Source organism: Kosakonia sp. PSU_27 (assembly GCF_039409795.1).
Taxonomy (GTDB): domain Bacteria; phylum Pseudomonadota; class Gammaproteobacteria; order Enterobacterales; family Enterobacteriaceae; genus Kosakonia.
Genome location: NZ_JBCIVK010000006.1, coordinates 336,749 through 350,155 on the forward strand (window position 1 = coordinate 336,749; position 13,407 = coordinate 350,155).

General features: G+C 55.7%; 14 protein-coding genes. 2 read left to right on the forward strand and 12 right to left on the reverse strand.

Annotated elements, in window-relative coordinates; translation table 11 throughout:
* The first annotated feature begins 33 nt into the window (after positions 1–33).
* A complete protein-coding gene (locus tag AAIG26_RS17285; RefSeq protein ID WP_086872338.1) occupies positions 34–429 on the forward strand; it encodes a cupin domain-containing protein in 396 nt (131 codons plus the stop codon).
* Between the two features lie 102 nt (positions 430–531).
* Here the strand turns inward: AAIG26_RS17285 and AAIG26_RS17290 are convergent, their stop codons facing one another.
* The 3 genes from AAIG26_RS17290 to AAIG26_RS17300 all read right to left on the reverse strand — a co-directional run bounded on the left by AAIG26_RS17290 (position 532) and on the right by AAIG26_RS17300 (position 3,876).
* Positions 532–1,425: a WYL domain-containing protein gene (locus AAIG26_RS17290; protein ID WP_160268369.1), complete on the reverse strand. Its 894-nt coding sequence runs from the start codon at positions 1,423–1,425 to the stop codon at positions 532–534.
* 482 nt (positions 1,426–1,907) lie between these two features.
* Positions 1,908–2,861: an aldo/keto reductase gene (locus AAIG26_RS17295; protein WP_020455781.1), complete on the reverse strand. Its 954-nt coding sequence runs from the start codon at positions 2,859–2,861 to the stop codon at positions 1,908–1,910.
* 79 nt (positions 2,862–2,940) lie between these two features.
* Positions 2,941–3,876 (reverse strand): LysR family transcriptional regulator, encoded by a 936-nt coding sequence (locus AAIG26_RS17300; RefSeq protein ID WP_343181081.1) that lies wholly within the window; start codon positions 3,874–3,876, stop codon positions 2,941–2,943.
* Positions 3,877–4,079: 203 nt separating this feature from the next.
* Here AAIG26_RS17300 and nfsB point away from each other — a divergent pair, with 203 nt between their 5' ends.
* Positions 4,080–4,733 (forward strand): oxygen-insensitive NAD(P)H nitroreductase, encoded by a 654-nt coding sequence (gene nfsB / locus AAIG26_RS17305; protein ID WP_020455783.1) that lies wholly within the window; start codon positions 4,080–4,082, stop codon positions 4,731–4,733.
* 88 nt (positions 4,734–4,821) lie between these two features.
* Here nfsB and AAIG26_RS17310 read toward each other — a convergent pair whose 3' ends face one another.
* From AAIG26_RS17310 to AAIG26_RS17350, 9 genes are all read right to left on the reverse strand, one after another.
* On the reverse strand, positions 4,822–6,015 hold the full coding sequence (locus AAIG26_RS17310) for a zinc-dependent alcohol dehydrogenase (RefSeq protein WP_020455784.1): 1,194 nt from the start codon (positions 6,013–6,015) through the stop codon (positions 4,822–4,824).
* A 186-nt stretch (positions 6,016–6,201) separates the two neighbouring features.
* A complete protein-coding gene (locus AAIG26_RS17315; RefSeq protein ID WP_343181082.1) occupies positions 6,202–6,732 on the reverse strand; it encodes a hypothetical protein in 531 nt (176 codons plus the stop codon).
* Positions 6,733–6,784: 52 nt separating this feature from the next.
* Positions 6,785–7,762, reverse strand: a complete 978-nt coding sequence (locus tag AAIG26_RS17320; protein ID WP_313626997.1) for an oligopeptide/dipeptide ABC transporter ATP-binding protein — start codon at positions 7,760–7,762, stop codon at positions 6,785–6,787.
* Positions 7,759–8,739, reverse strand: coding sequence for an ABC transporter ATP-binding protein (locus AAIG26_RS17325; protein WP_097407280.1), 981 nt, complete (start codon positions 8,737–8,739; stop codon positions 7,759–7,761). The genes AAIG26_RS17320 and AAIG26_RS17325 overlap by 4 nt, the downstream gene beginning before the upstream one ends.
* Entirely contained in the window at positions 8,736–9,683 is a 948-nt protein-coding gene (opp4C, locus tag AAIG26_RS17330) for an oligopeptide ABC transporter permease (RefSeq protein WP_065369687.1), read from the reverse strand. Before opp4C ends, AAIG26_RS17325 begins: the two co-directional genes overlap by 4 nt.
* Entirely contained in the window at positions 9,683–10,642 is a 960-nt protein-coding gene (locus AAIG26_RS17335) for an ABC transporter permease (RefSeq protein ID WP_017458132.1), read from the reverse strand. The genes opp4C and AAIG26_RS17335 overlap by 1 nt, the downstream gene beginning before the upstream one ends.
* Positions 10,643–10,689: 47 nt before the next feature.
* The gene (locus tag AAIG26_RS17340; RefSeq protein WP_097407278.1) at positions 10,690–12,393 is read right to left on the reverse strand and encodes an ABC transporter substrate-binding protein; all 1,704 of its coding nucleotides are present in this window, start codon (positions 12,391–12,393) and stop codon (positions 10,690–10,692) included.
* A gap of 274 nt (positions 12,394–12,667) precedes the next feature.
* Entirely contained in the window at positions 12,668–12,994 is a 327-nt protein-coding gene (locus tag AAIG26_RS17345; RefSeq protein WP_343181083.1) for a zinc ABC transporter substrate-binding protein, read from the reverse strand.
* Between the two features lie 28 nt (positions 12,995–13,022).
* The gene (locus AAIG26_RS17350) at positions 13,023–13,403 is read right to left on the reverse strand and encodes a hypothetical protein (protein WP_249880279.1); all 381 of its coding nucleotides are present in this window, start codon (positions 13,401–13,403) and stop codon (positions 13,023–13,025) included.
* Positions 13,404–13,407 lie beyond the last annotated feature (4 nt).

The following is a 13,407-nucleotide window of genomic DNA, read 5'->3' on the forward strand; positions in this document are numbered from 1 at the left end:
GCTTTAAAATGTATTCAAACACGGGAGAGCAGCATGAAAATCATCCGCAGTGCATCGGTTCCCTCTGCGCAAGGGCCGCAGGACTATTTCACCGGCCGCGTACGTATCGACGCGCCATTTAAAGCCGATGAACCCGCACGCGTTGGCGGTGCGACGGTGACGTTTGAGCCCGGCGCTCGTACCGCGTGGCACACCCATCCGCTGGGCCAAACGCTGATTATTACCCACGGTAAAGGGTGGATTCAGTGCGAAGGCGAAGCCGTCCAGGAGATGAACCAGGGCGATATCGTCTGGATCCCGGAAAATGTGAAGCACTGGCACGGCGCAACAGCCACAAACGCAATGACCCATATCGCCATTGCCGAATCACTCAACGGCAGCCCGGTTACCTGGCTTGAGCATGTTACCGACGAGCAGTATCACGGTTGAGCACCTGAACAACCGCCGCTTAGTGGCGTATTCGCGGCGTGGCCCGTGATTACTGGCCCAACATCGTAAGGTGCCAGCCAGTAAGAGCGATAAACGCGGACGCTATCTCTGCGCCACGCCGTGGGCGTAGCGCAGGTGCAGATCCTGCTCGAACTGTTCGCGCAGCGACGCCGGAGAAAGAATGCCAATATCCGGCAGCCAGTAGCGCAACCAGCGAAACAGCGTGTGCGGATCGGTGATGGCGGTGGCAAGCGTCAAGCTGCCGTCATCATGCTGTTCAACAATGCGTTGTGCCGGAAACAGCGCCCGACGGGTGACATATTCGGCGGCGTGGGCTGAAACGCGCAGCAGTGCTTCAACCCTTGAACCGAAGCGAATGCCGACGCTGTTTTCCAGCTCCGCCAGCACCTCGGCGTGGGGTTCAAAATTAAGCGTCGTGCTTTTCAGGTTTTCGATTCGCGCCACTTCAAACGCTTTCAGCCGCCCGTTTTCCACCGCCGCCAGATACCAGAGACCGTACTGGTTAATCAGCCGATAGGGCTGTGCGCACCGGGGTTTATCGCGATAGTGATATTCCACTTCGCAATGGCCGGTAATCGCGTGATTAAGCTGATTAAGCAGATCTTCGATTTGCCGGTTCTCCCGGCTACTCGGCGCGTGAAAGGTAATATTGCCGCGGTGCTGCATACTGTTGCGCAGTGACTGACCGTCATTACGCGGAAAAAGGTGCGCTACGCCGGTAAAATCGGCGAACTCCGCCAAATGGCCGTTATGTAAGGCAGGAAGAAGATGGACGCTGAGTTTATACCGCCCCGGCGAAACCTGATCGAGAATATGCCCAAGCCGAGCCAGATCGCGATAAGCCGTACGTTCAGTAATACCGAATTTTTCGCACAACCACGCCTTATCGATGATCTTTCCCTGATACAACGCCGCGAAGATCTCGCACAGCCGCTCAATCAACGGGTCGTGTTTTCTGTCGTGACTTTCCTTCATTGTGACGGGTTCCGGAATACAAAGTCTCAGAAGACGTTAACGGTTACGGCCTGACCTTCGCGCCACGGCCCTGTTATTCAGGTAAAACCTTGTTTTTTCATAGTGGTTAACGGCAGGAACGCGAAAAACTAAAATGAAATTTCTGCCCAAAGCGCAACAATTACACAATGCCATGATTTCGCTCAGGGAAAGATAAATGATCGCCCTGACAGGGCGTGTCACTCAGGTGTTTTTTGGGCGTTACCGCTGCGCTCATGACGCAGGTATCCGCGTGACCGACGCCGGTTCGATGAGAAACATGAGGGTTCAGGGCTAAGATCCGGCGTTTGCAAAAAACGCAACACCCGTGCCGCTCGCGCCGCCAGTAAGCGGTTTGCTTTGCGTTGTTTTTTAAAAAGTATGCGAGTCTGGGATGGCGCGCGGTTATCGCGCAACTGCGCAAGGTTATACAGCCCGGCAGCAGGCGCCGCCGGGCGATGGGATCAGGCACCCGCTTTATTCAGCGCGGCGATTTCATCGGTAGAGAGGTTTAACGACACGGCGGTGACAAAGCTGTCGATATGCGCCAGTTTGGTGGCACTGGCAATCGGCGCGGTAACGCCCGGTTGCTGAATCAGCCACGCCAGCGCCACTTCGGCGGGTTTCACGTTATGGCTGGCCGCCACGCTTTCCAGCGCCTCAACAATGGCGAAACCACGCGGGTTCAGATATTTGGCAATGCCCTGGCCGCGCTGGCTTTGGCTCAAATCTTTTTCGCTGCGGTATTTACCGGACAAGAAACCGGACGCGAGGCTGTAATAAGTCACCACGCCAATGTTTTCCCGTATCGTTAAATCCTGCAACGCGCCTTCAAAGCTGGAACGGTCATAAAGATTGTATTCCGGCTGCAGCACCTGGTAGCGCGGCAGGCCGTTGGCGTCTGCCACTTTTAGCGATTCGCTCAGTTGCTCAGCATTCAGGTTGGATGCGCCAATGGCGCGGATTTTCCCGGCTTTCAGCAGTTTTTCATACGCGCCGAGTGTTTCGTCATAGGCGGTTTCGCTGTCCGGCCAGTGTGAAAAGTAGAGATCGATATAGTCCGTTTGCAGACGGCGTAATGAATCTTCCACTGCCTGCGTGATCCAGCGCGCGGAAAGGCCTTTTTTACCCGCTTCGCCCATATCGGCGCCGACTTTGGTAAAGAGCGTGACTTTGTCGCGCGTGCCAGGATGCGCCGCCAGCCAGTTGCCAATTATGGTTTCCGATTCGCCGCCTTTATTGCCCGGTGCCCAGCGCGAGTAAACATCGGCGGTGTCGATAGCGGTAAAACCCCTTTCCAGCAGCGCATCCAGCAAGCTGAAGCTCTGCTTTTCATCGACCGTCCAGCCAAAAACGTTGCCGCCGAAAACCAGTGTCGGGATCTGTAACCCTGTTGTACCCAGTGAACGTAAAGCCATGTGCTGATACCTCCGTAAGCGTGCGTAATGTCCTGTGCAAAGAGGTTAATCCTGGCGCGCAGTGGCGTACATTTTTTGGTCATCCGTGCGGTTTAAAGGCCGGGTGAGTTTGCAGCAACGCGGTGATCGGCCGTAGATGTTCACGCAGCACGCTATGCAAATGGCGAATTGCCGGGGAAAACTGTTTGCGATGCGGGCAAATCAGGTTCAGCGGCGTGGGTTCGCCGGGATGCTGCGGCAACAATACTTCCAGCCGGCCTGCCAGCACATCGGCGCTGATATCGATCCACGATTTATAAATAATACCCATGCCTTCCAGCGCCCAACGCCGGGCAACATCGGCGTCGTCGCACAGCATCCGGCTTTTGACGATCAACTGGCGGCGCATGCCGTTTTCCGGAAAGCTCCATTTGTCATACACCTGGCTGTTCATGGTGAAGAGTAAACAGTGATGATTAACCACGTCATCGAGGGTGTGCGGGCGTCCGTGCTGCGCCAGGTAAGCCGGTGACGCCGCCAGCACACGACGGTTATCTTCCGCCAGCGGCAAGGCGACATAACTGTTGTTGTCCAGCACGCCGTAACGAATGGCGATATCGACCGGATCGCGAAAGACATCGCTGATTTGATCGGAAAGCGAAAGCCGCAGCGACACTTTGGGGTACTGCTCGCAAAAGCGCGTAATCAGCGGTAGCAGCAAATTGCGGCCAATATCGGAAGGCACCGCCACGCGCAGTTCACCCTGAATCTCTTTATCGCCGCTGTGCAAACTCTCCGCACCGGCGGCGACAACCGCCAGCATCTCCTGGGCGAAAGGGAGATATTTTTCCCCTTCGGCGGTAAGGCGCAAACTGCGTGTGGATCGTACAAACAACCGTTTATCCAGATCGCGCTCCAGCCGGTGTACCGCCGCGCTCACCTGGCCTGGCAACAGCCCGGCTTCGCGCGCCGCGTTTGAAAAACTTCCCAGTAGCGCTGAACGGACGAACAGCGTGACATCTTCCAGCCGAATCATGGTTTCTCCGCAGGATTAATAACAGGCGAGTGGCTCCTCTGTTTTGCCAGAAAACATCGCCCTGGCAAACTCCATTTTCACTCGGTGAGTGAAAGTGCTGCCTTTTTACACCGATTTATCTTGTGTCGCTTTCTGTTTATTCTCGTCACACTCTACGGGACGGTCCGCCCCGAATTTTTCATCTATTGCGCAGGAGAACGACAATGACACTTGATGATGCGGTAATTGCCCGCCATACCGTGAAAGCCTTTGAACCTGGCAAAACGCTGCCGCAGGATAAAATCGATACCTTGCTCAACGTGCTGCGAAACAGCCCCTCTTCGGTGAACTCACAACCGTGGCACTTTGTTGTCGCCTCCACACCGGAAGGCCGCGCGGCAATGGCAAAATCCGCCACCGCGGCGTTCGTCTATAACGAGCCGAAAATCGTCAATGCGTCTCACGTTATTGCCTTGTGCATCCGCAGCGATCTTGATGAGCAGCACCTGCAAAATGTGCTGGAGCAGGAGCAGAAAGATGGTCGCTTTAAAGACGAAGCGGCAAAAGCGGGCCAGGATAAGGGCCGCCGTTCGTACGTAGCGATTCACCGTTATGAGCAGCGCGATCTGCCGCAGTGGATGGAAAAACAGGTTTATCTGGCGCTGGGCGGCCTGCTGCTCGGTGCGGCGATGCTGGGTATTGACGCCACACCAATGGAAGGGTTCGACCAGCGCGAACTGGATCTTGCCCTCGGCCTGCGTGAAAAAGGGCTGACCAGCGTGGTACTGGTGTCGCTCGGTGTTCGCAGCGACAGCGATTTCAACGCCGCGCTACCAAAATCACGTCTGCCGCGCGACGAGATTTTCACCTTTATTTAAGCACCTGCGCTACGGCATGCCTCTCCCCGCCGGGAGAGGCATGGCACGTCACACGACTTCCCGCCGGTGTTAGCGAAAAAGCGACAGGTTAAATCGTCGCTTTTTCTGCATTCAGGCCCGGCACGAGGATCACTTTGCGGCAATCTTCGGCATGTTTATCGAAGATCTCATAGCCGCGAGCGGCCTCTTCCAGCGGCAGATGGTGTGTGACGATCTCTTCCGGTTTCAAATGACCAGACTCAATCAGCGGTAGCAAATCCGGCAGATACGCATGCACATGCGTCTGGCCCATCTTGAATGTCAGCCCCTTGTCGAAGGCATCGCCAAACATAAACGCGTGGATAAAACCGGCATACACGCCGGGCACGCTGACAATCCCGCCGCGTCGCGTAGCGGCGATCGCCTGACGGAGCACTTTCCCGCTACTGCCTTCGATTTTCAGCGTACTGAGCACCGTTTCGGTAGTGCTGCCTTTGGCTTCGAATCCCACGGCATCGATAACGGCGTCCACACCACGGTGACCCGCCGTGTTTTCAATAATCCAGGCCGCGGGATCGTCATTTTTATCGAAGTTAATCGGTATCACGCCATAGCGATCGCGGGCAAAAGCCAGCCGGTAATCGCTGTCATCAATCATAAAGATCTGTTCGGCTCCCTCCAGACGCGCACAGGCCGCCGTCAGTAAACCGACCGGCCCGGCACCGTAAATCGCCACGCTGGAGCCGGGTTTCACCTCGGCATTTTTCACCGCCTGCCAGGCGGTAGGCAGAATATCGGAGAGAAACAGCACTTTCTCATCGGTCAGGGTGTCCGGCACTTTAAATGGCCCGGTGTTCGCTTTCGGCACGCGCACATATTCGGCCTGGCCGCCGGGAATACCGCCGTACAAATCGCTGTAACCGAACAGCGCCGCAGGCGGCGTGATGCCTTTGCGGTTCAGCGCCGCGCCTTTGCCGGAATTGGTTTGCTCACAGGCCGAGTACTGGTGAAGTTTGCAGAAGAAACACTCCCCACAGGCAATGACAAAAGGGATCACCACCCGGTCGCCTTTACTGACGGCATGAACACCCGGCCCGGTTTCCACCACTTCACCCATAAATTCATGGCCGAATATATCGCCGTGATTGGTGCCCGGTATTTTCCCGTGATAAAGATGCAGATCCGAGCCGCAAATTGCCGTTGCGGTAACGCGAAGAATAATATCGTCTGAAGATTCGATAACCGGGTCGGGGCGGTTATCAACGCTAACTTTATGCGCGCCGTGATAAGTCAGTGCTCTCATATATCCTGGTCCTTATAAGGTTCAGACAGAACTGATAAGCATAGAACAGACCAGAGCAGAAAAATAAAATAGGCAGTAATTCTTAATGTCAGCGAAACGGTTATTTGGGGTCACAAAAACATTGCCTGTGAAATTACCGTTTCGCTTGCCAGGAGAAAATAAAAATAGTTATCGCCGGGCAGAGAGTTATTTATCGTAATATTTTAGTAATGCGGTTAAATAATCAAAGCCAATACTCTCGACTAAACTTCTCTCTCGCTGACCGCTCCCATTTAGCCAACCTTTGATGATCTCGCAATCGACAAAGATGTCATAAATCGTGTCATTCAGCGCCGATAAGTCCTTATCACCGTTAATCCCCAGCACGCCGTTTTCGACAGGGGTATTTTGAAATAGTGCCCACTGCTTCTGCGCATCCACGATGATAAAGCCGCCATACTCGCGGCTATCATGCATCTGTTTGCACAACCCGGCGATGTTCACCAGCCAGTCTTCGCGAGAACCTATTACGCCTAAATACGTATAGCTGGTGCTGGCGAAAACATGCGCGCAACCTGTCGCGCCAAAGCAGGCACGAATAATTTGCTGCGTTGCTGTTATCAACCAATCTGATGTACAGATGTCGTTATCAAAAAAGAAATAGCGGGAAAATTTCTGTGTAAAAAGGGGGCCAGGAAGATTCGCCCCCTTTATTATCATGTCGAATGGATGTTGCATCACGAGTGCCAGATTGACGAAGAGTGCTCAATAATACCCCTCACGTTTGCTGTCACTCAATCCTTTCCACCAAATGGCACGCCACATGATGCCCTGGTTCCACTTCACGCAGCGCCGGGATTTCAGCGCGGCATTGGGCGGTTGCCAGCGGGCAGCGTGACGAGAAACGGCAGCCGGACGGCGGGCGCGACGGATCGGGAATTTCCCCCTGCACCACAGCGACGGGTTCGCTATTCGGGTCGAGCGTTGGCACCGCCGCCAGCAGCGCCTGGGTGTAAGGGTGCAGCGGTCGGTTAAACAACGTGTCGCGGCTGGCGGTTTCCACCAGTTGCCCGAGGTACATCACCGCGACGTCATCGCACAGGTGTTCCACCACGCCTAAATCATGGGAGATAAACAGGAACGTCACGCCGCGATCGTCGCGCAGGTCGGCAAAGAGATTAATGATTTGCGCCTGAATGGAGACATCCAGCGCCGAAATCGGCTCATCGGCGATGATGAAATCCGGGTTGAGGATCAACGCGCGCGCAATGCCAATACGCTGGCGCTGCCCACCGGAAAACTCGTGCGGGAAACGGTTGTAGTGCTGCGGCGCCAGCCCGCAAATCTTCATCACGTCCAGCACTTTGTCGCGCAGCTCCGCCCGGCTGCACAGCTTATGCTCAAGCATCGCTTCGCCAATCGCATCGCCCACGCGAATACGCGGGTTCAGCGAACTGTACGGGTCCTGAAACACCAGCTGGATTTTCGGGCGCAACGCGCGCATCTGTTTCGCGCTCAGATCCTGCAGCTCCTGGCCGCGATACTTCACGCTGCCTGCGGTTTTGTCGTACAGCCCAAGCAAAGTGCGGCCAACGGTGGTTTTACCGCTGCCGGACTCGCCCACCAGCCCGAAAATCGTCCCCTGGCGAATCTTAAAGCTGACGCCGTCCACGGCGCGTAGCTCTCCGGTTTGCTGGCCAAACAGCCCGTCACGCAGCGGGAAGTGCTTTTTCAGCCCTTCCACTTCAATGACATATTGCTCGCTCATGCGGTTGGCTCCAGAAGCGTACTGTGAATACACGCGGCTTGCCGCGTCTGGCCGATAAGCGGCGGGATCCCCGCCCGGCATGCGTCAGTCGCCCGCTCGCAGCGATCGTAAAAGGCGCAGTATGGCGGCAGCGCAGCGAGATCCGGCACCTGGCCGGGAATGGAGTAGAGCCGACGCCTGCGCTCGCCCGGAATGGGACGTGCAGCGATCAGCCCTTTGGTGTACGGATGCAGCGGGTTACGCAGTACATCGGCCGTCGGGCCTTGTTCAACGATGCGCCCGGCGTACATCACCACCACATGTTCCGCCATTTGCGCGATCACGCCTAAATCGTGGGTAATGAGCATCAGCGCCATCTCATGCGCCCGCGCCTGGTCGCGCAGCAGCCGCAAGATTTGCGCCTGCACGGTAACATCCAGCGCGGTGGTCGGTTCGTCGGCGATCAGCAGTTTTGGCTGGCAGCTCAGCGCCATGGCAATCATGATGCGTTGCAACATGCCGCCGGAAAGTTGATGCGGGTAGCTGCTCATCAGGCTCTCCGCCCGCGCCAGCCCCACTTCGGTGATTAACTGCGTGGCATGCGCCCACGCCGCTTTGGGTGTTTCACCGCGATGACGAATCAACGGTTCGCAAAGCTGCTCACCAATGGTCAGAACCGGGTTAAGCGCGGTCATCGGCTCCTGGAAAATCATCGCCAGTTGGTTGCCGCGCAGATCCGCCATTTTTGACGGCTTCAGGCGCAGCAGATCGGTGCCCTGAAACAGGATTTGCCCGCTGTCGATGCGTGCCGCTTGCGGTGGTAACAACCCCATCAGCGACATGGCGGTGACGCTTTTGCCGCAGCCGGACTCGCCCACCACGCCGATAGTTTGCCCTGCGTTGATGGTGAACGACACGTCCTGCACGGCGCGCACGCGCCCCTGTTCGCCGGCAAAAGAGAGGGACAATTGATTAAAGGTGACCAGCGGTTCGCTCATTTCACGCTCCGTTTCATCTTCGGATCCAGCGCATCGCGCAGGCCGTCACCCAACACGTTAATCGCAATCACGGTAATAAAAATGGCGATACCCGGCGGCATCCACAGCCACGGGCGGCGCTGAAAATCGATCAGGCTGTTGGCGGCGTCCATCATGTTGCCCCACGATGGCGTGGGCGGCACCACGCCAAGCCCGAGATAGCTTAGCGCGGACTCCATCAGAATGGCGTTCGCCACCGCCATCGTCGCCATCACCACCAGAATCGGGATGGTATTCGGCAATAAGTGACCAAACAGACGGCGACGCGACGACAACCCCAGCACCTGCGTCGCCAGCATAAAATCGCGCTCGCGCAGGGAGAGAATTTGCCCGCGCACCAGCCGCGCCAGCTTTGGCCACTCCAGCAAACTGAGCATGATCACCACCATGTAGATGCGTGATTCTGCGGAGAAATCGAGTTCTGACAGCATCGCACCGGCGACAATCAGCAGCGGTAAGCTCGGGATGGTCATCACCAGATCCGCCAGCCGCATAATCAGTTTGTCTGTCCAGCCGCCCGCATAACCGGAGACCGCGCCCAGCAGATAACCGAGTGCCACGGAGAGCAGCATGGTCAGCAGACCGATAATCAATGAAATGCGCCCCGCCAGCAGCAGGCGGGTATAGACATCGCGGCCGAGAAAATCGGTGCCCAGCCAGTGCTCCGCACCGGGTGGTTTGTTGATCATCAGCGCGTCGGTGGCGTCATTTTTCCACGGCGACCAGAGCGGCCCAATCACGCACCAGATTGTCATCACCACCAGCAAAAACAGGCACAACATGGCTAAATGATTATGGCGCAGCGCTTTCCAGGCTTGCCGCCACGGTGAAGGCGTGGCCTGCGCCAGCGCCGGGATTTCCGCTTTACGAAGGCGGCGATTGGTTGAAAAAAGCGAACCGAACATCACGACCTCACCCGAATACGCGGATCAGCCCACGCGTAAAGCACATCGGCAATCAGGTTGCCGAGAATGGTTAGCACCGCCAGAAACAGGGTAAAGCCCATCAGCACCGGGTAATCGCGCGCCGCCAGCGAATCGATATGAATATGTCCCGCGCCCGGCCAGTTAAACACTTTTTCGGTGATGATCGCGCCCGAAAACAGCCCCGGCAGTTCAAACCCGAGCAGGGTAATAATGGGCAGCAGCGCATTACGCAGCGCGTGTTTAAAAATCACCGTCCGTTCGCGCAACCCTTTGGCGCGCGCGGTGCGGATAAAATCCATCTTCACCACATCAAGCATACTGGCGCGGAAATAGCGCGTCAGGCTGCCCGCCTGCAACATCACCAGCGCCAGCACCGGCAGCACCAGGTGCGCCGCCACCTGCAGCACCCACGCCCAGCCGCCTTCGTCGCTGCCGGTGTTGGTCATGCCGCCGACCGGCAGCCAGTGCAGATCCACCGCAAACCACTTAATCAGCAGCAGGCAGAGGAAAAAGGTCGGAAAAGACATGGCGGCGAATACCACCACGCTGACCAGGTGATCAAACAACGAGTTGGGTTTCAGCGCTGAGGCTATACCTACCGCCAGGCCAATGCCCCAGTAAAACACCAGCGCCACGCTTGCCAGCAGGAACGAGTTCCAGATGTACTGGTTCAGCAACTGGCTCACCGGGATTTGGTATTGCAACGAGAAGCCTAAATCACCACGTAACAACTGGCCGAGCCAGTGCAGATAGCGGGTGAACAACGGTTGATCGAGGCCGTAAATGGCTTTCAGTTCCGCGGCGCGGGCGGCGGTCAGCGTGACGTTGCCGTCGATAAAGTCGCCCGGCGTTTTGGCAAACAGCATGAAGATAATCAGCGAAGCGAGCAGCAGCATGGGTACAGTTTGCAGCAGTCGCCTCAGGATAAAATTTCGCATAGCGTTCTCATGGCAACTGCCGGGAAGCCCCGGCAGTTGTGATGGTGTTACTTAACGATTTTCACATCCGGCAGGCTGCCGGTCAGGCCGTTGTAGATATCCGGTTTAAAACCGGTGACGCGGGCGCTGCTGGCCGACAAAATTTCGCGGTTGCCCAGCAGGATCGCCGGCGGATCATCCGCCAGCACTTTATAGAGCTGGTGGTAAATCGGTTTACGTTTTTCCACATCCAGCACTGCGTTACCTTCGTTAATCAGCTTATCGACCTGCGGGTTGTTATAGCCGGACTCTTTCGCTTCCGTGCTGTAGTAATCCCACACGCCGTCATGCGGATCGTTTAACGTGCTGGTGCTAAAGGAAGCAAGGTCATAATTGCCGGCTTTACGCTGCGCCATCAGGGCGTTGAAGTCGACAACCTGCGGTTTCAGCAGCACGCCAATCTGTTGCCAGTTCTCTTTGGCAATCGGGATCAGCGCGTCGTTCAGCACTTTCTTGCTCACCAGCAAGGTCAGTTCCAGGCGTTTGCCGTCTTTCACACGGATGCCGTCCGGCCCCGGTTTCCAGCCCGCTTCATCCAGCAGTTTTTTCGCTTGCGCCGGGTCGAATTTGTACGGGTTAACCCCTTCCGTGTTATAGGCCCAGGAGATCGGCGCAATCGGCTCAATCGCCACTTTGCCGTACCCCTGATACACCACATCAATCAGCTTCTGGCGATCAAGGCCGTAAATCAGCGCCTGGCGTACTTTCACGTCCTGCAACGCCGGACGACGCACGTTGAATTCCACTTTGCTGTAATCGCTGGAGCCGTACAGGTTGATATTGGCGAAACCGAGCATTTTCAGCTGTTCAATATCATCCGGGCGCGAGGTGAACGCATCGTAGTCCGTCTCGCCGGTCTGGAACAGCTGGAAATTGGTGGACGGATTGGTCACGCGGTAGATAAAGCGCGGCGTTGGCGGTGTGCCACGGTAGAAATGGGTGTTGGCGTGGAAACGGATCTCCTGGCCTGGAATGTATTTCTCATAGACATACGGCCCGTTGCCCAGCGGTTTGCCGTGCAGCGTGCGCAGGTAATCCAGATTGCCGCGCTGATAGCCCTTGCCGTAATAGGCTTTGGACAGCACCGGCCCGCCGATTTTCGCCAGCGTCGTGGCGCCAGGCTGGGTGGTGGTGACCTGTAGCGTTAACGGGTCAATCACTTTCAGACCGCTGACGCTGTCCGCTTTCCCGGCTTTGTATTCCGCGCCGCCCGCGATATTCGCCAGCGTAATATCCGTGTCGCCATCATATTTCGGGTCGTAAAGCACCGTCAGGGTAAAGGCCACGTCTTCGGCGGTCAGCGGCGAGCCGTCGCTGAAAGTCAGGTTCGGGCGCAGCTTGATGGTGTAGACCTTGTTATCCGGGCTGACCGTCCAGCTTTCGGCAAGGCCCGGCACCAGTTTGCCGTGGCTGTCCCAATCGATCAGACGCGAGAAGATGACGTTGGTGACGTTTTCATCCCAACCATTGACGAAGAAGTAGGGGTTAAAAATCCCCTGCGGCTCCGAAATACCGGCTACCACCGTGTCTTTGCGCAGCTTCGCCGCCGCCGGGATCTGGCTGGCGTCTGTCGCCGGTGTGATGCCTTCTTTCAAGATCTCATCGGCGAACGAGGCAGACGAGAACGCCACCACACTGCTGAGTAGCGCGATTTTCAGCGCGAGGGTGAAGCGCGTGGGTTTTGTTTTTAAGCTATTCACGAAGCTGGCCAAAATTGCTCCCTCATCAAATGATTGCGTGGAATTTACAAATAATGACGAACGATAAGAGCCGCACCGCACCCTGTCTAACAACGAAAACGTATGGCTTATAGCTAAACGTCCTTAGCAAACTTATGGCTAACGATTGGTGGAATTTAGCTAAATGGCTGATAACCCGCGCTGCGCGGGCGATGTAAGAGCGTGCCTTAAGCCGTTCCCGGCAGCGGTTATTTTTTCTGCTTGAGCTAAACCTCGGGGAAACAGCACATTGTGTACGGGGTTTCGCTTAGGGGCCTTGCCACTGTAGCGCTGCCCGCAATTCAGGCGGAACCAGCGAGAATATAGACTTAATAGAATTGAGATGCTGATGATAATTCGGAGAAATATCTGCGTTGCAGTTTACAACAAAATACCTCGCCTGGTGATTTAAAAACCAAATGTCATGCTCAACAACGTCGGGTATTAGCAGTGTCGGCATGAGATTATGCAGTAATTCCGCCTCAAAAAAACAGGATGTGTCCTGTGCTTTTATTTCCGCACCCTGCGACTGCATATTTCTGATATAGGGTAAAGCCAGCGATAGCATTTCAATATAGATTTCATTCTTCTTCATAGGCAAGGCCGTCACACGTATTGATATATTAAATAAAAGGGAGGGTGTTTTTTATATTTTCAGGCAGAAGGTCATATTTCATCGGCACTATTGGGCGCACAACTAATATATACGCATTCTCTTTAAAATCATAACTCAACAACCCTTTACGCGACATGGCAATAAATGAGGCCAGATAGCGCTGGCGCTGCTCCTCATTAGCAAACTCCTCCAGATTTTCCTCAATCACCTCAATATCTGACATCGGTTGCAGCGAAGCAAAATAGTCGTAAACCAATTCATAGTTGGCAACAGAGCCACTAAATTCCACCGGAACGGGGCCAACGCCAGCAGTAGCGAAATGGGCGAGTGAACCATCCGGCGCAACGCCAAACCAGTCCAGATCGCATTCCAGGAGTGATTCATCCATCGGG